Source organism: Halobacillus sp. K22, assembly GCF_052246795.1.
GTDB lineage: Bacteria > Bacillota > Bacilli > Bacillales > Halobacillaceae > Halobacillus.
Window position 1 is genome coordinate 31536 of record NZ_JBQQCN010000032.1, and the last position, 19607, is coordinate 51142.

The following is a 19607-nucleotide window of genomic DNA, read 5'->3' on the forward strand; positions in this document are numbered from 1 at the left end:
AGTTAACATTCACTTCCTGGTTACGATTGAAATCCGTATTTTTTCATAATGTCTTTTGCTTCTTTCGTTTCGAGAAACCTCAAAAAATCAGTCGCTTCTTGTTTGTGCTCACTATCTGATAAGACAGCTCCTGGATATACGATCGGTTTATGTAATGCCGGATCGATTTCTGTCAGCACGTGAACCTGGTCTGATATTTTAGCATCGCTCCCATAGACGATTCCATAAGAAACATTCCCGGATTCCACGTAGGTTAAGACTTGACGCACGTCACTGGCAAATACCAGCTGCTCTTTGAGTGCCTCCCAAATTTGAATCTTTTTGAGGGCTTGTTTCGTATATGAACCAGCTGGAACACTTTCAGGTTCTCCCACTGCTATTTGTGACTCAGGGGGGAGAGTAGCTAAAGCTTCCAATGAATTCAGCTCGTCCTTATTTTTGGGTCCTATTATTACGAGGTGGTTAGAAGTGAAGTTCCGACGGGAATCTGATTCAATCTGCTCTTCAGCTTCCAGCTGGTCCATCCACTTTTGATTAGCAGATAAATATAAATCTACTGGCGCTCCTTGTTCAATCTGTCGGGCCAGCTTGCCAGAACTGGCTAAATTTAATTGAATGCTCGTGTTATGGGAACTCTCGTATGTATCAATTAGTTCTTTAATGGCATCTGTTAAACTGGCAGCTGCGGAAATGGTCAAGCTCTTATTTTCTTCAGAAGAGGCAGAGCAGCTGGCTAATGATACAATTATTACTATGCAGGCGAGTAAACGTATCAGCTTCATTGAACTTTTTCTGCCTCCTTATGATGATTTTTCACTACAGAATATTATATCGTTCGCGAAAAGTGAAGTACAAAGAAACGATATGACTAAAGAAAGGATATCACCGATGAAAACACAAATTATTCTTGGAATTATTGTGGCTTTGCTTTTAACTCAAATGCCTGTAGTTGGTAAATACTTTGCTATTCTAAACACCATGATCCATGAAAGCGGCCACTCCTTAACGGCACTAATAACGGGAGGAGAAGTGCGCCGGATTTCTTTACTCCCTAATACATCAGGTACGACGTTAACAGGTCACTCTTCATGGATCAGTCATGTGTTGACGAGTATAGCAGGCTATGTGTTTGCTTCATTTTTCGCTTTTTTCTTTTTTTATTTAATAGCGAAAGGTCAGTATAAATGGATGATTTACATTTTGATTGCCTTTCTTTCTATTAATCTCATTTTCTGGATACGGAACGGCTATGGTTTGTTTTGGGTCATTACGTTTGGTGCTGGATTCATCTGGTTATTGCGAAGCGGCAATCAGAGTCTTATTGAATATGTCCTTGTCTTTTTGGCTTCCCTTGTCTTTGTTGAAGCAGTCACGAGCGCTTTTGAGATTATGTGGATCAGTTTTGTCTCCCCTATGCAGGCGGGTGATGCTGCCAACTTGGCGCGGGCCACAAAATTTATTCCTGCGCCCTTATGGGGAATGGCTTTCTTTGCCCAGTCCTTATACTTTGCATGGCTTGGATTGAGACGCTTTTTCCCTCTGTAATGCCTGAGTGCTTGCACAGGGACCTTCTTCTTTAATAAAAAGGCTCTGTACACCCATGTTAGTGATTTTAAATATATCTGATTAAAGATCTATAAAATCTCAGTTTTGGATTTTACAAATAAGCTCACGTTTCTGTAAGACTCAGTTGCGAGATATTGGTTATGAAAAAGGTCCTCCGGGGGACGATTACGCTTTCCGGCCCTGCACGACGCAGGGTCGTTCGACGTTGCCACACGAAATGGCGTTCTTAGTCGAACCTCCTCTTCTGTGCTGAGCCTCCTCAGTCTTCGACTTCCGGGGACTCACCGATCATGTTTATCCCACAGGAGTCTACATAGTCCTCCTCCGGACCTTGCGATATAGGGAGCTCGAAAGCTTGTTCGAAAAGCGCCTTTTTATGATAGGTAAATAAGCATGAACGTCTGGATAATTCCCGCTATAGAAGCATGCAATGCGGATTAAGCACCCTCCAACGCCTATAGAAGGGTCCGTTCGCTTTTCAAGCATAGGGTGGCGAAGGAAACAAGGAGACTCCCGCGGGAGAAGGAGCTAGGCGAGACCCCACAAGGAGTGTTAACGACTGAGGAGGCTTGCCAGTTCCCCCGCAGGAAAGCGAGTTGTTTCCGTAGCCAGCCCTCTCTTTATTAGCGACGGGCCCGGAATATCTCGAATCGAGTCTTACGCAATTTGGCATTATTGCGTAATAAGCCTTTTATCAAAAAGATAATAAAAAAATCGCCTACATCGTTCATAAGCGTCTAAAAAAATAAAAAACTCCGCTCCTGCCCGGTCATCCATTCTCGAACTGAATATGGTAGTAAAGTAAGCAAGAGAGGAGGGAATGAAATGAGCGGAGGATACGGCGGCGGTTTCGCCCTATTAGTAGTATTGTTCATCCTTTTGGTTATCATTGGTGCATCTTATGTAGGTGGCCGTGGTTACGGGTATTAAGATAAAAGGCGGGAAGCTTTCCCGCTCTCTACATAAAATGGAAAGTTTGTCGGATAGTGAGCGGGGGTATCGTAAAATAGATTAAGTTCATGGAGGAATCCCGCATATGAATCTAAAAGATCGTCTGATTACTAATGGTTTTGACCACATTGATATTCTTCTAGTTGACGATGAAGGTGATCAGACCACTGTCCCCGATATAACCCTGCACAAAGTTAATGATCTGGAGTATAAGCTTTATCTGCAATCGGAAACCATACAGTACCATTTGGACAGAGAATACCCTCATTTTGAAGCGGTACAAAATAGTGAGGATGGGCGCACGAAAACAGTGAAGGGTTACATATTGGAATGGAAGTAAAGTCCTGGTTTCAGGGCTTTTTTTCGTGACCGTTACGTTTGCCCGTTACGCCTCGAACGTTTAATTCGTTCTTTACGGTCTGCATAGCCACCTATAATGAGAAGAACTCCAGACGCGAACAAAACCATAGATACCATAAGGTCTTGAATCATGAACAATAAAACGATGGATGCAATCAGGTTGCCAATCCCTACAAGTCCTAAAATAATAAACATTTGATTTTGTTTTTTCACGATTATCCCTCCTTTATTATTAATCATGATTTATGAGTCTTTTTTCTAAACCTCTATTGGGTAACATATCTGCTTGTTTATTATTTGTAAACAGGTGGAATGCATTGGATAAATACCAAATCAGGAGGTTACTATTTTGCAGACACATCAATTATATATTAATGGTCAATATATAGAATCTGAAGGCGATGAATGGATAGAAGTCCTCAATCCAGCCACTGAACAAGTCATTTCTAAAGTACCAAAAGGCACTAAAAATGATGTAGAGCGCGCAGTAAGCGCTGCTTCCGAAGCTCAAAAGAATTGGGAACTTACTCCGAATATCGAACGAGGAAAGATTGTACGGAAACTGGGCGATCAAATTGAAGAAAATCGCGAGAAATTCATTGATCTTTTGCAGGAAGAGCAAGGAAAAGATTATGAACTGGCCAGTGGAGAAATTGATTTAGCGATAGATTATTTCCGTTACATGTCAGAATGGGCGAGAAGAATGGAAGGGGACGTCGTTCCAAGTGACCGTCCGAATGAAAATATATTCATTTACAAAAAACCTATCGGGGTGGTAGCCGGGATTGTACCTTGGAATTTCCCTATGTTTATTTTGGCTAGAAAAGTAGCTACCGCTCTTGTGACAGGCTGTACAATTGTACTGAAGCCGAGTCAGCAGACCCCGAATACAGCTGTGGAATTTACAAAAATCATTGATGGTATGGAAGAAATACCAAAAGGTGTATATAACTTGGTTACGGGCACAGGATCAGAAATCGGTAATACGTTAGCGTCTCACAAAAATGTACACATGATCTCGATGACCGGAAGCGTTGGTGCCGGTACGAAGGTCATGGAAGCAGCCGCTCAAAATATTACCAAGGTTAATCTTGAGCTAGGTGGCAAAGCGCCTGCTATTGTAACGGCTAATGCAGATGTTGACATTGCTGTAGAAAGCATTCTCACTTCAAGACTTGCCAATAATGGGCAGGCATGTACGAACGCTGAACGTGTATATGTCCATGAAAGTAAAGCTGAGGAATTAATTGAACAGCTTAAAAATAAATTTGAATCCTGCACAATCGGGAACCCTCGTGAGAATAAAGATGCTGATGTAGGTCCACTTGTGAGCCAGGATCGTCTGGAAAAAGTGGAAAGTATGGTAAAACAGGCTGTAGACGAGGGTGCAAAAATCGAAACTGGCGGCGAACGCGCCGATCTGGAGCAAGGCTATTTTTATAAACCGACCATTTTGACGAACGTCACACATGATACAACCGTTATGCAGGAAGAAATATTTGGACCAGTTATTCCAATCACTACCTACAAAACCCTTGATGAGGCTATTGAAAAAGGAAACGATACGGAATACGGACTATCCTCTTCCGTCTACACCGATGATTTGAATGAAGCTATGCGAGTAGTAAATGAGTTGAAATTCGGTGAAACGTATGTGAACCGTGAAAACTTTGAAGAAGTCCAAGGATATCACGCAGGTATGCGCAAGTCAGGCCTTGGCGGGGCTGACGGAAAACATGGAATGGAAGATTTTCTTGTTACTCAGGCCGTTTATATGCAGTATAAAAATGATAAAAAATAAACGAAAGGGTGCCGAATTTGGCACCCTTTTTTAATGATCTTGGTTTTTTAACCACTCTGCTGCAAAGTCCACCGCTTCAGGCATGGAAAACTGTCTGGAGTGAGCCTCACCAATTTTCCCCGTAAGAATCGTTTTCTTTTTTTCAAATTGCTCGCCTATTTCTTCAAATAATTCATCATCAAACTCAATATCCTTATAGACGGTCCATTTGGCAGCCCCCTCTACTTGAAGAGGTGCGCCATTTTCTTTCATTTTCCGAGTACCTGACCGGTATTCTGATAGATGAAAACTGGTATTGGCGTCATACCCTATGCCTAATAAAAGCACCTTTGCATCTAATTTATAAGCTTTGCCAAGTGGAGAATGATCGCTTAATGAATAATCCAAGGGATGTTCACTAGTAATCTCGCTGGCATTCTTACCCCAGGCTGAAATGGAAAAGGAAGGATGATGACTCCGATGAACATCGGGAAATTTCCGGAATAATTCAGGAATGACTCCTAAATAAGTGGATGGTGTTTTTTCAGGATCATAAGCTGGCATGGTCTGGCGAATCGTTTCGTGCCAATGTTCGGGCACCGGCGGGTTTTGCCATTCAACGGGATCAGACAAGGTAGGCGAATGCGTTTGAATAACCAATGTCCCTTCACTTGTCAGGGCATCCATTAAAGCTTGAATAACAGCTTGCGGACCGCCGCTAACCCAGCCCAGTGCCTTCATAGAAACATGCACAAGCAGTGTATCGCCGGGTTTTACCCCTAATTTATATAAATCTTTAGTCAATGAATCGATTGTATTTGGCGAACTCGTCTGTGCGATGACATCTTTTTCACTCATCTAGACTTCCCCCCTTTTCCACCGTTACCGATTATCAATCTTTTCTGGATAGAGATCATGATTCATTAAGCGGTGATCGGCCATCTGTTCGAATTTAGTAGAGGGCTTTCCATAGTTACAGTAAGGATCAATGGAAATTCCTCCTCTTGGCGTGAATTTGCCCCATACTTCGATATAACGTGGGTCCATAAGCTGAATCAAATCATTCATAATGGTGTTCATGCTGTCCTCATGAAAGTCGCCATGATTGCGGAAACTGAACAAATATAATTTTAATGACTTACTTTCCACCATTAGACGGTCGGGAATATAGCTGATGTAAACAGTCGCAAAGTCCGGTTGACCGGTTTTGGGACAGAGGGTCGTAAATTCAGGGCAATTAAACTTCACAAAATAATCACGGTTTGGATGCTGATTCTCAAATGTTTCCAGCACCTCGGGGTCATATTCAAAGGAATAGGTGGTCCCTTGATTTCCAAGCAGAGAAAGATTTAAATCATCTTCATTACGTCCAGGCATTATGAACACTCCTAGTTAAAATATAGTTTGTACGTTCGGTCCATCCAATTTATGGATGACCTGAGGTGGAAGTTAATTCCATTAAAAAAGCCGCAGCTCTAAGGGCTGCGGCTAATTTCTTCAGCTTCCTTAGTTTTTTATAGAGGGGTTGGCTAAGAAACCTCTATTTTTATAGGTTTTAACACTGTTTTAATTATATAAACCCCTTTTAAAACTGTCAATTTCAGTCGTTTTCTCGACCTTTTTATGTAAATTCTTGGTCATATCACTTTAAAAATAAACGGAAGTACCCTAAAATAGTAAATAAATCATGAAATATTCAGAAAACATCCAAAGAAACTCTGATCATAATTTTTCAGGGTTTTCTTACACTACTTTTAGAAAACGGTTACAAAAAAACAATCTAATGAGGTGATTTTATGGACATGAAACCAATTCCAGCTCGATCAGGCAATCACAACATGGAGAACTACAAAGAAACGTACGAACAATTCAATTGGGAAGATGTGAAAACGAATTTCACATGGAGTAAGACAGGAAATGTAAATATCGCTTATGAAGCGGTTGATAAACATGCAGAAGATCCACAGAAGAAAAACCAGGCAGCTTTGATCTATACATCACCTGAACGTGAGGAAAAATTAACGTTTGAAGATTTAAAAGTAAAGAGTAACCAATTCGCTAATGTACTTAAAAAACATAATATAGAAAAAGGGGATCGTGTATTTCTGTTTATGCACAGAAGCCCAGAGTTCTACGCGGCCTTCTTTGGAATACTTAAAATCGGGGCTATTGCAGGTCCGTTATTTGAAGCATTTATGGAACAAGCTGTAAGAGACCGCCTCGAGGACAGTGAAGCAACTATGCTTATTACTACTCCAGAACTTCTGGACCGGGTTCCAATTGATGATCTGCCTAATTTGAAACAGATTGTGCTGGTGGGAGGAGACGCTCCAGGCAACTATATTTCATTCGAAGAGGAAATGGATCAGGCATCTGAAGAATTTGATATCGAGTGGGTAGATTTGGAGGACGGGATGCTCCTTCACTATACTTCCGGGTCTACCGGTAAACCAAAAGGCGTTTATCATGTACACAATGCTATGATTCAGCATTACCAGACAGGTAAGTGGGTCCTTGACCTGAAAGAAGGGGACGTCTACTGGTGTACAGCTGACCCTGGATGGGTCACGGGTACAAGTTATGGTATATTCGCCCCTTGGCTTAACGGTGTAACGAACGTAATCCGCGGCGGCAGATTTAGTCCAGATGACTGGTACGGAACGATTGCTGAGCAAAATGTTTCTGTTTGGTATTCTGCGCCTACCGCTTTCCGTAAGCTGCTAAGTGCAGGAGAAGAAGCGGCTGCTAAACATGACCTTTCTTCATTACGACATGTGCTGAGTGTCGGGGAACCACTAAACCCTGAAGTCATTACCTGGGGACTTAAAGCATTTGATCTACGGATCCACGATACGTGGTGGATGACGGAAACCGGTGCCATGCTCATCTGTAACTACCCGGCTATGGATATACGTCCAGGCTCCATGGGTAAACCTTTTCCGGGCATTGTCGCGGCTATCGTAGATAATGAAGGAAATGAACTTCCTCCTAATCAAATGGGTAACCTTGCAATTAAAGAAGGCTGGCCATCCATGATGCGTGCCATTTGGAATAACCCAGGGAAATTTGAAAGCTATTTCTTGAATGGCTGGTATGTATCCGGGGACAGTGCTTATCAGGATGAAGACGGATACTTCTGGTTCCAGGGACGCTTGGATGACGTGATCAATACTTCCGGAGAGCGTGTTGGTCCATTTGAAGTAGAAAGTAAGTTGATTGAGCATGAAGCCGTAGCAGAAGCTGGGGTTATTGGAAAGCCTGATCCTGAACGCGGCGAAATCATTAAAGCTTTTGTAACACTTCGGGAGGGCTATGAAGAATCAGACGATTTACTCGAAGATATTCGTCAATTCGTTAAAAAAGGATTAAGTGCTCACGCTGCCCCTAGAGAAATAGAAATTAAGGATACAATTCCTAAAACGCGCAGTGGTAAAATTATGCGCCGTTTGCTGAAATCCTGGGAGCTCGGGCTGCCTACCGGAGATACTTCAACGTTAGAAGAATAGAAGAATAACCGAGGTAATCAAGGTGCACACAGACTTCTGTGTGCACCTTTTTTACTGGAAACATGCCGAAAAGTGTTTCACGTGAAACACAGAGCATTCATTAAGACATTAATCGAAACGCTGTGTTAGGATAATAGAAGAATTTAAAGGAAAATGATTGAAGAGAAAATGCAGGTGTGACTTATGAGTGATCGAACTAATTCTAATATGGGGGCAACCCTTGAAACTACCCAATGGTTTGTGTTTTTACTGGCTAGTGCAGTTGCCCTGCCCATTGTCATTGGATCTATATTTAATTTGAATTTTGCCGAAGTTGCGGGGTTAATGCAGCGAACTTTTTTTGTCGTTGGTGTAACTTCTTTCTTACAGGGAATGTTTGGTCATAGGCTTCCGATTATGGAAGGACCTGCGGGCTTGTGGATTAGTATTTTTGCTGTCATGGCCTACTCAGGTGCCGAGGCTGGTAAAAGTTATATGGAAACTCTCCAGACCCTGCAGGCTGCTATGCTATGGACAGGGGTCTTTCTTTTATTATTCGGTGTTTTCCGCTTGGCTCACCGGGTTTTGTTTGTTTTTACACCTCTCGTGACCGGTGCTTTTTTATTTTTACTGACCGTTCAGTTAAGCGGTACCTTTTTAAGAGGGATGTTAGGGATTCAGCAGGAGATTGAATCCATTCACCTGGGTCCTGCTGCTGTAGCATTTCTAACGTTTTTAACGGTATTAGGATTGTCGATTTTTGGAAAAGGATGGCTGAGAAGTTATGCTGTGCTGTTAGGTATTGGAGCCGGGTGGATCGTGTATGAAGCCGTAATCGGTTCTTCTCAGAAGGAGACAGGAAACCTCGGTACTTTTTCTGTACCTGAATGGCTTGCCTGGGGGCCGCCTGTTTTTGAATGGAATGTAATCCCACTCGCTTTCATAACGGCCGTCATTTTGTTATCCAATGTTGTAGCATCGGTTGTAGCTGTCAGCCACTCTATTTATGGAAAGCCGACTTATACATACAATCAAATCAATCAAGGAAGTAGTTTTCTGGGAGTTACCCACGGGGTGTCGGCTATGTTTTCATCCATTGCTAATGTTCCGCTTGCTTCTTCGTCAGGCTTTATTAATTTGACAGGGCAAAAGAGGAAGCGCCCTTTTCTGTATGCTTCGTTGATCATGGTTGTTATCGCATTCTTTCCACCTCTGGTCGCATTTATTTCCGGTATTCCTTCGCCTGTGGCAAACGCTGCTTTATTAGCAACATTTGTTCAATTAATGGGACTTGGACTGAGTAACATTGCGAGTGAGAACCTGGATGAAAGAAGATTAACGATTTTATGTGTATCCTTTCTCTTGGGGATAGGGTTGATGTTTCTGCCTTCAGAAGTCTTCCAGGGTCTTCCGGGCATTGTTCAAAACTTAATGAGTAACGGTTTGTTAGTAGGAACAGTCTTAGTTATCTTGATGGAACAGCTTTGGAAAGAATCAAACCAATCATCATAGGGTAAAGTGATGATGACAGAGGAAGTGATTATATGGATGAACAAATATATGATTTGGTTGGAATCGGCATTGGTCCGTACAATCTTGGGCTGGCCGCATTAGCAGATCAAACAGACGATGTAGATGCGATGTTTTTTGAGAGAACTCCAGAATTTATATGGCACCCGGGGATGTTAATCGAAAAGATGGATTTACAAGTTCCATATATCGCTGATTTAGCGACTTTTGCTGATCCCAAAAGCCCTTATACATTTATGAACTACTTGTATGAGCATGATCGGATGTTCCCGTTCTTTTTCCACCGCCATTTTGAGGTGCCAAGACAGGAATACAATGATTATTTGCAATGGGTAGCAGGTCAGCTGGACTCCTTGTACTTCGGACACACGGTGCTGGATGTTATTGATAAGAAAGATGCCGATCATCCGCATTATGAAGTGATTGTAGAAGAGAAAGCAACCGGGGAAAAGAAATATGTGAAATCTAAGCACGTGGTTTTAGGTACAGGAAACGAACCGCTCGTATTAGATGGGATGGAGGACTTGCCTAATGAAGATGTTCTTCACACCAGTAGATATTTGTTCGAAAAAGAACAGCTTTTAAAAGCGAAGCATGTAACGGTTGTGGGCTCCGGCCAAAGTGCAGTTGAAGTATTCCTTGATTTATTAGAGGAACAAGAACGCCAGGATATGAAGTTGACCTTACTTACCAGGTCGGGCGGTTTATTCTCGTTAGATAAAGCTAAATTCGCTCAGGAGGCTTTCACGCCTTCTTATGTGGACTATTTTCACAACTTGAGCTTCGAGCAGCGGGAACAGACGTTAGATACCTTAAAGCCGCTTCGGAATGGAATAGATCCGCAGACATTAACTCAGCTTTATACGAAATTGTATCACCGGACGGCTGCTCAAAGAGACAGCCAGGTGTTCATCCAGCCCATGACGGAAGTTAAGGGAATTGAAGCTGTGGAAGATGGATATGCACTGGCTTGTAAGCAATGGCAGGAAGACGTCGATTATACGTACCATTCCGAGAAAGTGGTATTGGCTCTTGGATACAAGCCTCATATTCCATCATGGTTTATGAATCGTTATAAGGATGTCATTGAATGGGAAGGGGAAAAGGTGTTTAAAGTTACAAGGGATTATCAGCTTGTCTTCAACGATGACCGTGAACACCATTTTTTCACATTAACAAACCTTGTTCATTCCCATGGAGCGGGAGCCACCAATCTTGGACTATCGGTGCATCGTAATGTTCATATTATCAATACAATCGCAGGCAGAACGGTATATAAAAATCAGCGGGATACCACTTTTCAGCAGTTTTCTATGAAAGATTTCGAAAGATGATTATCCATTTTTTTGAATCTGAACAGGTTTAAATTTAACCCATACGGGAAGACATCCTATGTGTTAAAAATTAACTATGTCATTCAAGGAGATGATTGAATATGAGTAAGATCGCTTGTGTCGTAACATCTATGTTTGAAGATGTAGAATATACTAAACCTGTAGACGAATTTAAGAGCGAAGGTCATGAAGTTACCACTATAGAATGGGAAGCCGGTAAAGAAGTAACAGGAAAGCAGGGCGACGCCACTGTTAAAATTGACGCTTCCATCGATGATGTAAAGCCGGAAGATTTTGATGCTTTATTGATTCCTGGAGGATTCTCACCTGATCAATTACGCGGAGATGAAAAGTTCGTCAAATTCGCTAAATATTTCATGGATGAGAAAAAGCCGGTCTTTGCGATCTGCCACGGTCCGCAGTTGTTAATTACTGCTAAATCCCTGGAAGGCCGTAAAGCTACAGGTTTCAAATCTATTGCTGTTGATATGGAGTATGCAGGCGTAGACTTTGAAGATAAAGAGGTTGTCGTTTGCGGCAATCAGCTGGTTACAAGTCGTAATCCGGATGACATTCCGGCCTTTAATCGTGAATCCCTCAAACTACTAAAATAAATACAGACTTACTAGACACAATAAGTCACGAGGAATTATTCCTCGTGACTTATTTTCTATAAGAGGGCAAATCAATTTTGGCCTGAGGGCATTTATCTTCCAACAATTTTTTGAATTTTTGCTCATCTTGTGGTACTGAAATCAAAATCGTTTTATAATGAAGCTGGGTGATTGCGATTCTTTTAAAGGTCCAGGCCGGACTGGAGAGTGGGTTGTAAGTATAGGAAACAGATTGTATATCAGACAGGGGAATGGTTTTAATAATTGGACCAAATGTCATGATCAAAGACTCCTCGGTAATCTCGTGGTAAGAACGGACAAGTGCCCATAGGAGAGGGATGTCGATAACGACCATAATGATCAGACCAAGCCACCCTTCGGCTGAGTTTTCTGTATAGAGTCCGATTATGCCAAGGGGTATTAAAGCTAAGACTAACAGAATAAGAATGGGGTTCTTTTTTACAGGGAATTTCATATATCTCACCTCTGCTAAGAGTATAGCACTCATACACACCTTTACATAAGTGAGAGATGAAGGAGGAAGTTGATGATTGTCAATGAGCAGGAACACCATTTTTTAATGATTGAACAGCATGAACACGCTAAGATTTCAGGAGAAATCGTACGAAACTGGAAAAAAGATTTTTTACTTCGTTCGAAACTTAGAGAAGAAGCAGACTGGGCTGTTTCCCAGCATGATCGTGCATGGATACCTTTGGATAAAGATCCCATATGGAATGAAGAAAAGAATAGACCTTACTCGTTTATAGACTATCCTCTCACTGAGAAACTTGAGGCTTATCAGCGGGGAATCGAGGAGGCTGCAGAGCAGTCGCTGTATGCCGGAATGCTCTGCAGCATGCATTACCAATCATTTTTCTCGGAAGATAGTGAGGATGCTGAAATTCGTTCTTTTTTAGAGGGTGAAAAGGAGAGGCAGAAGAACCTGTATCAAGCGATGAAGCGGGATATTCCTAAGGATATTTATCAGCTTCATTTCGAGAGGCTGCAATTTTGTGATGACCTTTCTCTTTATATCTGCATGCAGGAGCCTGGTATTTCTAAGGAAGAGGAAGTATCCTGGTTTAAAAATGGATTCAGGCAGTCCTTCGATTTTGCTCCTGGCGGTATCATGCCTCATTGGGTAGATGAAAAGCGAGTGTCTTTACGACCTTTTCCGCTGGAGTATTCATTTGAAGTCCAGATTCCTTACCGTCTGGTAGCAAAGGAGGATATCCAGAAGAAAGGATTAAAGAAAGCTTACCATCAGACAGAAATCAACCATAGAGTGGTTGCTTTTGTTCCTGCTGATTAAAGTAAGCTCTGGAATTCCGTTTCAGACAGCCTTAGACCTCACTGGCCCCTGTCTGAAGCGGAAGGTATTATTGATTTTTTTCTACATTAAATTGACTGCTTAAGAGCAGCCAGTTTTGAGGAAAGGACAATCCGAGTTTCCAATAGCTGATCCCTCTTAATCCTCGATTCTTAATAAGGTCGAATTTTTGTTGAATCGACCTGGCGTCTTCAAACCATACTTCATGTTCACTTCCGGAAGCATCTGTATAGATGAAAAAGGGAGCTTGTTCTTCCTGATCATAAGATATGTTCACGTTATTTTCCCGTGCAATCTGGATCGCTCTTTGCGGACTTACGGCTTTGGCAAATTCTCCGCCTGGTTCATAAGGCAAGGTCCAATCGTAGCCGTATAGATTCTGACCTAACAGAATTTTATTAGCAGGCATTTCGGTTAAAGCATAATCCACTACTTCCGTTACTGGCCCAATAGGTGATACCGCTCGTGGAGGACCACCGCTATATCCCCATTCATAAGTCATCAGCACAACAAAATCAGCAATTTCCCCATGTGCTTTGTAATCATGTGCTTCGTACCACAGACCTTCTTGATCAGCACTTGTTTTAGGAGCAAGGGCTGTAGACATAAGAAGTCCCTCGGCAGATAGACGTTCTTTGGCTTTTCTTAGAAACTGGTTATAATTTTCTTTTAATTCTGGAGGTAAAAATTCCATATCAAAGTGAACGTCCCGAAAGCCGATTTCACGGGTTGTTTGGATAATGTTATCGAGCAGAGTAGTTTGCAGGTCTTCATTCGTTAAAATCGTCCGTCCTAATTCTGCGCTGAAACCATCTTCCGCGAGATTGGTCACGACCATCATTAATGAAGCGTCATTGTTATCAGCAATGGCTTTAAAATCATCCAGAGGAGGGGCTTTCAGCGAGCCATCAGACTGAATTTCATAACTGAATGGTGCTAAGTAAGAAAGTAAAGGTGCCCGGTTTTCTGCAGAAGACTGTAAAGTTTCCGAAACTTCTCCGCCGAAAGGTTCAATATAAGCATTTGTTGAAGTGTTAACAGGCGGTTGTTCCGGAATGTATAATCGAAACCCTGGCTGAAGAGGCTGGTTCACTTGAAGGTTGTTAACGCGAGCGAGTTCTCCAGCTGTTGTTCCAAACTGCTGGGCAATGGAAAATAAACTGTCACCCGGCTGAACAAAATAAAATTGCCCAACAATAGGGACTACGATCGCTTGACCTACAACCAGATCACCCGGAGTTTCCAGTTCGTTTGCATCAATGATAGCATTTGGCGTACTATCATAGAGGTTAGCTATCGAAAATACAGACTCCCCTGATTGGACCACGTGGATCTGCATTTAGATCACTCCTTTCTCATCCTTATAAATGTATGAGAAGGGAAAGTGGAATAACACTTACATTTTTAGAAGGAGATCTCTATGAATAACGATGAACACTACATGCAATTAGCTATAAAAGAAGCTAAAAAAGCGGAATCTGAGGGAGAGGTCCCTATAGGAGCGGTAATCGTTCATAATGATGAAGTTATTGCCAGCGGTTATAACCAAAGAGAGAGCTCTCAGCTAGCTTCCTCTCACGCAGAATTTATTGCTATTGAGCGGGCTAACGAAGTTATCGGCAGCTGGAGGCTGGAAGATTGCACCCTCTACGTTACTCTTGAACCTTGCCCGATGTGTACAGGTGCTATTTTACAGTCACGGATACCAAGGGTGGTTTATGGAGCAAAAGACCCCAAGGCTGGCTGTGCAGGAACTTTGATGAATTTGTTAGAAGATGATCGTTTTAACCACCGCTCAGAGGTGGTGCCTGGCTTAATGGAGGATATATGCGGCCAGCTGCTGACTGATTTTTTTCGGAAAATCCGTTCTAAGAAAAAGAATAACCCCAGCTCATAATTTTTTTTAAAAAGGATTGCATTATTCGTCATGCCTCGATATAATAGTAATGTCGTGCTAAGCGGGGAGGTAGCGGTGCCCTATACTCGCAATCCGCTATAGCGAGGCCGAATTCCCACCCGAGGTGGCAAGGTCTCAAGGCCTGCCTCATGTGAGTGGTGTTGACATTCAGGTCCTGCGCAACGAGAACCAGTGAACCCTGTCAGGTCCGGAAGGAAGCAGCAGTAAGCTGATCATCTCGTGTGCCGCGGGAGTGCCTGGATAGAGCCACAACCATGAGTAACGCTTGGGGCCTCGCCATCGAAGGTGGGTGCACGGCATTACATAAGAATTACCCAGAAAGCTGTTATGATACTATGTCATAACAGCTTTTTTTATAGGCTTGGTTAAACGTGGTTATGGATTTTTCATAAGAGGCTTATTAAACTAAAGGGGCGGATTGTTGAAGACTCAGTTTCGAGATATTTTATGAGAAGAAAGGTCCTGCGGGGGATGATTCGCTTTCCGCGGGCATGTGCTGAGCCTCCCGGGGTCTCACCGATCATGTTTATCCCGCAGGAGTCTTCATCATCCCCCTTCGGACCTTGCCAAATCAGAAGCTCGAAACGGCTCAAACATCATCTGCGTGATGAGGAATTAGACCACGTGGTTTAATACCTCTTTTCAGGATGTAACTACTCGCGCAATAGCCTGTCATAAAAGCATTTAATTCAGATGAAGCAGAAGAATCTTTCTCTTCTAGAAGGGGCCGTTTTTCAGAATCATGGTAGGTTGGTGGGGAAATAGCGAGACTCCCGTGGGAGAAGAAGCTAGGCGAGACCCCACAAGGAGCGATAGCGACTGAGGAGGCTTGCCAGTTTCCCCACAGGAAAGCGAGTTATTTCCCCGCCAGCCCTATTCCAAATATAGTAACGGCCCCCCTTTATCTCGAAACTGAGGCTTCAACAAACGGGAGCTTTACTTTAAAATCAACACTGAGATTTAACTGAGCCTTCTTATATAGGAAATATCTTAAACACTCAAATGTCTAAGGTTCACATCCAAACCTCCAATCGGGTATAATGGAGAAGAGACTAAAAAGGGAGAACGGTTATATGAGCTATCAGGCTTTGTATCGTGTCTGGCGCCCGAAAAACTTTGAAGATGTGGTTGGACAAACTCATATTACACGCACATTGCAAAATGCCATTGAGCAGGATAAGTTTTCTCATGCTTATTTATTCTCAGGGCCCCGTGGTACAGGAAAGACCAGTGCTGCCAAAATTTTTGCTAAAGCGGTTAACTGCGAACGTTCCCCTGCAAAGGAACCATGCAATGAGTGTTCAGCATGTCTAGGCATCCAAAATGGATCAATCTCCGATGTCATTGAAATTGATGCCGCTTCTAATAACGGAGTGGAACAAATTCGGGAGATCCGGGATAAGGTTAAATATGCCCCCAGTGCGGTAACTTACAAAGTATATATTATTGATGAAGTTCACATGCTTTCCATGGGAGCTTTTAATGCTTTGCTAAAGACATTGGAAGAACCACCTCAGCATGTCATATTTATTTTAGCAACGACGGAACCCCACAAGATCCCTTTAACGATCATATCGCGTTGTCAGCGTTTCGATTTTAAGCGGATTTCACAAAAAGCGATGGTTGAACGGATGCAAGGGATAACAGCTTCAGAAGAGATCTCGATTGCTGAAGAAGCATTAGAGATTGTTGCTCTAACAGCAGAAGGCGGAATGAGGGACGCCTTGAGCCTGCTTGATCAAGCTGTCTCTTATAGTGAAGAAGAAGTAACTATTGAGGATGTGCTTGCCGTTACAGGAGCGGTATCTCAAGGCAGACTGGCAGGAGTGGTACAGGCGCTCCATGACCATGAAGTAAAAGATGCGTTAGAGGCCGTGGATGATTTGATTCAGCAAGGTAAGGATCCTGGACGATTTGTTTTTGATTTGATCTACTATTTGAGAGATATCCTGCTTTTTCAAAGTGCTCCGGATTTGGCGCATAACCTGGAGCGAGCGATCCCTGATGATACCTTTCGCAAATTATCCGGAGAACTCTCAGCGTACTGGATCCAGCAGGCTATCCGCGAGTTGAACCAGTGTCAGCAGGAAATGAAATGGACCACCAGTCCAAAAGTGTTTATAGAAATTGCTCTACTAAATATGGTGGAAGTAAAGCCGGACACTGTACCTGCCTCTGCACCTGCTCAGGAATCTGAAAGTGTTAGGGAGCTCTCAAAGAAACTGAATGAACTTGAGAAGGAATTAAGTTCACTTAAACAAAAAGGGGTATCAGCTCAACAGGAGCAGACACCTCAAAAACCAAAGCGCACACCTGCAAAATCCGGCAGGAGAAGTTATAATGTTCCATATGAGCGGATCAGGCAAGTTTTAAATGAAGCATCCAAAGAAGAAATTAAGAATGTCCAGAACCGGTGGGCAGATTTTATGGAAGCTTTAAAACAAAATAACGCTCCTGCTCATGCTACATTATTAAACAGTAAACCAAGGGCAGCCTCTCCTAAAGCGCTCGTATTAGCATTCAGGTACGATATTCACTGTTCTTTAGCGCTTGAGCATCAGAAAACGATTGAACCCCTGCTGACAGAATTTACAGGGAAGCCGTTAGCCATCATCCCTATTCCCGAGGCCAAATGGCAGGAAGTCCGGGAAGAATTTGTGCAAAAGCAAAAAGCAGCACCGGATGATGGAACTGGTGAAGAGGGTGAAATAGAAGGAGAATCTTCTCAAGAAGAAGATCCCCTTGTATCAGAGGCACGTAAGCTTGTTGGTGATGATTTAATAGAAATACAAGACTAGTTTAATTATATCTAAGGAGGAATTGCCATGCGTGGTGGAGGAAACATGAACAATATGATGAAACAAATGCAGAAAATGCAGAAGAAAATGATGAAAGCTCAGGAAGAGCTCTATGAAATGACGTTTGAATCTTCTGCAGGCGGAGGAATGGTCAAAGTAACGGCTAATGGTAAAAAAGAAATTACGGACATTTCTATCAACGAAGAAGTGGTCGATCCTGATGATGTAGAGATGCTTCAGGATTTGATTATTACGGCAACCAACGATGTTATTAAACAAGTGGATGATAAAACCAACGATACAATGGGTGAATTCACGAAAGGTATGCCTGGAGGAATGTTCTAGGAGGAGTATTCATGTATTATCCTGAACCGATATCAAAACTGATCGACAGTTTTACAAAGCTGCCAGGGATCGGCCCTAAGACGGCTGTCCGTCTGGCTTTTTTTGTCTTAGAAATGGAAGAAGATGATGTGCTGGATTTTGCTAAGTCTTTAGTAAACGCAAAAAGAGAGCTTACCCACTGCTCCATTTGCGGTCATATTACAGACCAGGATCCTTGTTCGATCTGCCAGGATGAGTCTAGAGATCAAACCCTAATCTGCGTTGTCCAGGATCCTAAAGATGTCATAGCCATGGAGAAGATGAGAGAATTCGGCGGTAAATACCATGTGCTGCATGGAGCTATCTCTCCTATGGACGGAATTGGACCAGAAGACATTAATGTAGAAAGTCTCATTAATCGGTTAAAAGATGAAGGAGTCGAAGAGTTAATTCTCGCTACCAATCCGAATATAGAAGGAGAGGCTACAGCGATGTATATATCCCGATTAGTCAAACCTTCTGGAATACGTATGACAAGAATCGCTCATGGCCTTCCGGTAGGAGGAGACTTGGAATATGCAGATGAAGTAACCTTGTCCAAGGCTCTTGAAGGAAGAAGAGAACTTTAGTGAAGGTGGTTGCCATGTTTCGTAGAAAAAAAGGCAGAGCTAAAGATATGGATCAGCAGCTTCTCATGAACATTAGGCAATTAAAAAAGGAATGGGAAAACCTGAACAGTATTATCGATCAAAGTATTGAACCAAGCGAAGAGGGTTTGAAAGAGCTCGCCCTTACTAAATCGAAATACTTATACCTTCTTAGAGAAGCTCGCCACCGCGGTCTTAACGCACTTTCTTAAATATTCACTCATAAACCCTTGTCCAGACTCATAGCTTTTTTAGTGAGAGTCATTATTGGACAGGGGGTTTTTTATGGATCCGGTGCTCGTCATTCTATTATTAGGGCTGACCATCCCTTTTCTTCTTATTGTAGGTTTGCCTTCTGCCCCTATTAAATGGGTGGGGCAGGCAGTTACTCGATTAATTGTTGCGGTAATTTTGTTGTTTTTTATCAACTTATTTGGAGCCCAATTTGGATTACACATTCCTATCAACGGTTTTACAGCTATTGCTTCCGCTTTATTAGGAGTACCAGGAGTAATATCCATAACAGCGATTCACTTATGGATTTTATAGTATAGGAAGAGCCAGGGGAGAAAGTGTTCCTCCTGGCTCTTCGCTTGTGTTAAGGAGGAGGATCAAACTTTCAAAGCTAAGCGAAACATCTATGAAACTATAAATTTAAAAAAATATGCACAAAGGTGTTGCCAACATTATTTCAGCGTGGTATATTATTACTTGTCGCATTAAGACAGAGCGGCAAGCCGGCAACGGCAAACAAAAAAAACATTAAAAAAAGTTGTTGACTTAAATGAGTCACAATGATATGATTATTAAGTCGCTGTTTTGAAGCGGCAAACGAAATCTTTTGATCTTTGAAAACTGAACGAACCAACCAGTACGTCAAGATATTCTTTCATTATTGAAGGAATTCAAACAAGCACATTCGGTGTGCAAATGAGCAAGTCAAACTACTTTTATGGAGAGTTTGATC

At 42.4% G+C, this 19607-nt stretch carries 21 protein-coding genes and 1 other RNA gene; 16 read left to right on the forward strand and 6 right to left on the reverse strand.

From position 1 onward, the window contains the following. Positions 1-20 precede the first annotated feature (20 nt). Positions 21-782, reverse strand: coding sequence for a molybdate ABC transporter substrate-binding protein (gene modA, locus ACTWPM_RS18245; RefSeq protein WP_443134415.1), 762 nt, complete (start codon positions 780-782; stop codon positions 21-23). A gap of 106 nt (positions 783-888) precedes the next feature. On the opposite strand from modA, the gene ACTWPM_RS18250 reads away from it, so the two are divergent. From ACTWPM_RS18250 to ACTWPM_RS18260, 3 genes are all read left to right on the forward strand, one after another. Continuing rightward, positions 889-1545 (forward strand): M50 family metallopeptidase, encoded by a 657-nt coding sequence (locus ACTWPM_RS18250; protein WP_443134416.1) that lies wholly within the window; start codon positions 889-891, stop codon positions 1543-1545. Between the two features lie 846 nt (positions 1546-2391). Next, positions 2392-2496 (forward strand): YjcZ family sporulation protein, encoded by a 105-nt coding sequence (locus tag ACTWPM_RS18255; RefSeq protein WP_087946016.1) that lies wholly within the window; start codon positions 2392-2394, stop codon positions 2494-2496. A gap of 106 nt (positions 2497-2602) precedes the next feature. Next, complete coding sequence (locus tag ACTWPM_RS18260) at positions 2603-2857, forward strand: hypothetical protein (RefSeq protein WP_443134417.1); 255 nt, start codon at positions 2603-2605, stop codon at positions 2855-2857. A 32-nt stretch (positions 2858-2889) separates the two neighbouring features. On the opposite strand, the gene ACTWPM_RS18265 is transcribed toward ACTWPM_RS18260, so the two are convergent. Next, the gene (locus ACTWPM_RS18265) at positions 2890-3090 is read right to left on the reverse strand and encodes a hypothetical protein (protein ID WP_443134418.1); all 201 of its coding nucleotides are present in this window, start codon (positions 3088-3090) and stop codon (positions 2890-2892) included. 136 nt (positions 3091-3226) lie between these two features. On the opposite strand from ACTWPM_RS18265, the gene aldA reads away from it, so the two are divergent. Further along, on the forward strand, positions 3227-4678 hold the full coding sequence (gene aldA / locus ACTWPM_RS18270) for an aldehyde dehydrogenase (RefSeq protein WP_443134419.1): 1452 nt from the start codon (positions 3227-3229) through the stop codon (positions 4676-4678). A gap of 30 nt (positions 4679-4708) precedes the next feature. Here the strand turns inward: aldA and ACTWPM_RS18275 are convergent, their stop codons facing one another. Both ACTWPM_RS18275 and queF read right to left on the reverse strand, forming a co-directional pair. Continuing rightward, positions 4709-5515 (reverse strand): aminoglycoside N(3)-acetyltransferase, encoded by an 807-nt coding sequence (locus ACTWPM_RS18275; protein ID WP_443134420.1) that lies wholly within the window; start codon positions 5513-5515, stop codon positions 4709-4711. 24 nt (positions 5516-5539) lie between these two features. Next, complete coding sequence (gene queF / locus ACTWPM_RS18280; protein WP_443134421.1) at positions 5540-6034, reverse strand: preQ(1) synthase; 495 nt, start codon at positions 6032-6034, stop codon at positions 5540-5542. 419 nt (positions 6035-6453) lie between these two features. Between queF and acsA the strand changes: the two genes are divergently transcribed. The 4 genes from acsA (at position 6454) to ACTWPM_RS18300 (ending at position 11620) form a co-directional block, all read left to right on the forward strand. Further along, a complete protein-coding gene (gene acsA / locus ACTWPM_RS18285) occupies positions 6454-8163 on the forward strand; it encodes an acetate--CoA ligase (RefSeq protein WP_443134422.1) in 1710 nt (569 codons plus the stop codon). A 183-nt stretch (positions 8164-8346) separates the two neighbouring features. Further along, positions 8347-9654 carry a purine/pyrimidine permease gene (locus ACTWPM_RS18290; RefSeq protein WP_443134423.1) on the forward strand — a complete coding sequence of 436 codons (1308 nt, stop codon included), beginning with the start codon at positions 8347-8349 and terminating at the stop codon, positions 9652-9654. Positions 9655-9686: 32 nt separating this feature from the next. Continuing rightward, the gene (locus tag ACTWPM_RS18295; RefSeq protein WP_443134424.1) at positions 9687-11006 is read left to right on the forward strand and encodes a lysine N(6)-hydroxylase/L-ornithine N(5)-oxygenase family protein; all 1320 of its coding nucleotides are present in this window, start codon (positions 9687-9689) and stop codon (positions 11004-11006) included. 101 nt (positions 11007-11107) lie between these two features. Next, on the forward strand, positions 11108-11620 hold the full coding sequence (locus ACTWPM_RS18300) for a type 1 glutamine amidotransferase domain-containing protein (RefSeq protein ID WP_224894930.1): 513 nt from the start codon (positions 11108-11110) through the stop codon (positions 11618-11620). Between the two features lie 49 nt (positions 11621-11669). Here the strand turns inward: ACTWPM_RS18300 and ACTWPM_RS18305 are convergent, their stop codons facing one another. Beyond that, complete coding sequence (locus tag ACTWPM_RS18305) at positions 11670-12095, reverse strand: PH domain-containing protein (RefSeq protein ID WP_443134425.1); 426 nt, start codon at positions 12093-12095, stop codon at positions 11670-11672. A gap of 72 nt (positions 12096-12167) precedes the next feature. Here ACTWPM_RS18305 and ACTWPM_RS18310 point away from each other — a divergent pair, with 72 nt between their 5' ends. Further along, a complete protein-coding gene (locus ACTWPM_RS18310; RefSeq protein WP_443134426.1) occupies positions 12168-12935 on the forward strand; it encodes a DUF3891 family protein in 768 nt (255 codons plus the stop codon). Between the two features lie 67 nt (positions 12936-13002). Here the strand turns inward: ACTWPM_RS18310 and ACTWPM_RS18315 are convergent, their stop codons facing one another. Next, positions 13003-14292, reverse strand: coding sequence for a LysM peptidoglycan-binding domain-containing protein (locus ACTWPM_RS18315; protein WP_443134427.1), 1290 nt, complete (start codon positions 14290-14292; stop codon positions 13003-13005). Positions 14293-14373: 81 nt separating this feature from the next. Between ACTWPM_RS18315 and tadA the strand changes: the two genes are divergently transcribed. The 7 genes from tadA to ACTWPM_RS18350 all read left to right on the forward strand — a co-directional run bounded on the left by tadA (position 14374) and on the right by ACTWPM_RS18350 (position 19189). Next, positions 14374-14850, forward strand: coding sequence for a tRNA adenosine(34) deaminase TadA (gene tadA, locus ACTWPM_RS18320; protein ID WP_443134428.1), 477 nt, complete (start codon positions 14374-14376; stop codon positions 14848-14850). Positions 14851-14902: 52 nt separating this feature from the next. After that, positions 14903-15168, forward strand: an RNA gene (ffs, locus tag ACTWPM_RS18325) — signal recognition particle sRNA large type. Positions 15169-15944: 776 nt separating this feature from the next. After that, on the forward strand, positions 15945-17669 hold the full coding sequence (dnaX, locus tag ACTWPM_RS18330; RefSeq protein WP_443134429.1) for a DNA polymerase III subunit gamma/tau: 1725 nt from the start codon (positions 15945-15947) through the stop codon (positions 17667-17669). Positions 17670-17696: 27 nt separating this feature from the next. After that, positions 17697-18014: a YbaB/EbfC family nucleoid-associated protein gene (locus ACTWPM_RS18335; RefSeq protein WP_014641333.1), complete on the forward strand. Its 318-nt coding sequence runs from the start codon at positions 17697-17699 to the stop codon at positions 18012-18014. 11 nt (positions 18015-18025) lie between these two features. Further along, on the forward strand, positions 18026-18622 hold the full coding sequence (gene recR, locus ACTWPM_RS18340; RefSeq protein ID WP_422165969.1) for a recombination mediator RecR: 597 nt from the start codon (positions 18026-18028) through the stop codon (positions 18620-18622). A 14-nt stretch (positions 18623-18636) separates the two neighbouring features. Then, complete coding sequence (locus ACTWPM_RS18345) at positions 18637-18852, forward strand: YaaL family protein (protein WP_443134430.1); 216 nt, start codon at positions 18637-18639, stop codon at positions 18850-18852. 73 nt (positions 18853-18925) lie between these two features. After that, a complete protein-coding gene (locus ACTWPM_RS18350; protein ID WP_443134431.1) occupies positions 18926-19189 on the forward strand; it encodes a pro-sigmaK processing inhibitor BofA family protein in 264 nt (87 codons plus the stop codon). Positions 19190-19607: the final 418 nt, after the last annotated feature.

Coding starts and splice junctions, on each gene's coding strand:
- modA (WP_443134415.1), bottom strand. CDS start 782: ATGAAGCTGATACGTTTACTCGCCTGCATAGTAATAATTGTATCATTA.
- ACTWPM_RS18250 (WP_443134416.1), top strand. CDS start 889: ATGAAAACACAAATTATTCTTGGAATTATTGTGGCTTTGCTTTTAACT.
- ACTWPM_RS18255 (WP_087946016.1), top strand. CDS start 2,392: ATGAGCGGAGGATACGGCGGCGGTTTCGCCCTATTAGTAGTATTGTTC.
- ACTWPM_RS18260 (WP_443134417.1), top strand. CDS start 2,603: ATGAATCTAAAAGATCGTCTGATTACTAATGGTTTTGACCACATTGAT.
- ACTWPM_RS18275 (WP_443134420.1), bottom strand. CDS start 5,515: ATGAGTGAAAAAGATGTCATCGCACAGACGAGTTCGCCAAATACAATC.
- queF (WP_443134421.1), bottom strand. CDS start 6,034: ATGCCTGGACGTAATGAAGATGATTTAAATCTTTCTCTGCTTGGAAAT.
- acsA (WP_443134422.1), top strand. CDS start 6,454: ATGGACATGAAACCAATTCCAGCTCGATCAGGCAATCACAACATGGAG.
- ACTWPM_RS18290 (WP_443134423.1), top strand. CDS start 8,347: ATGAGTGATCGAACTAATTCTAATATGGGGGCAACCCTTGAAACTACC.
- ACTWPM_RS18295 (WP_443134424.1), top strand. CDS start 9,687: ATGGATGAACAAATATATGATTTGGTTGGAATCGGCATTGGTCCGTAC.
- ACTWPM_RS18300 (WP_224894930.1), top strand. CDS start 11,108: ATGAGTAAGATCGCTTGTGTCGTAACATCTATGTTTGAAGATGTAGAA.
- ACTWPM_RS18305 (WP_443134425.1), bottom strand. CDS start 12,095: ATGAAATTCCCTGTAAAAAAGAACCCCATTCTTATTCTGTTAGTCTTA.
- ACTWPM_RS18310 (WP_443134426.1), top strand. CDS start 12,168: ATGATTGTCAATGAGCAGGAACACCATTTTTTAATGATTGAACAGCAT.
- ACTWPM_RS18315 (WP_443134427.1), bottom strand. CDS start 14,292: ATGCAGATCCACGTGGTCCAATCAGGGGAGTCTGTATTTTCGATAGCT.
- tadA (WP_443134428.1), top strand. CDS start 14,374: ATGAATAACGATGAACACTACATGCAATTAGCTATAAAAGAAGCTAAA.
- dnaX (WP_443134429.1), top strand. CDS start 15,945: ATGAGCTATCAGGCTTTGTATCGTGTCTGGCGCCCGAAAAACTTTGAA.
- ACTWPM_RS18335 (WP_014641333.1), top strand. CDS start 17,697: ATGCGTGGTGGAGGAAACATGAACAATATGATGAAACAAATGCAGAAA.
- recR (WP_422165969.1), top strand. CDS start 18,026: ATGTATTATCCTGAACCGATATCAAAACTGATCGACAGTTTTACAAAG.
- ACTWPM_RS18345 (WP_443134430.1), top strand. CDS start 18,637: ATGTTTCGTAGAAAAAAAGGCAGAGCTAAAGATATGGATCAGCAGCTT.
- ACTWPM_RS18350 (WP_443134431.1), top strand. CDS start 18,926: ATGGATCCGGTGCTCGTCATTCTATTATTAGGGCTGACCATCCCTTTT.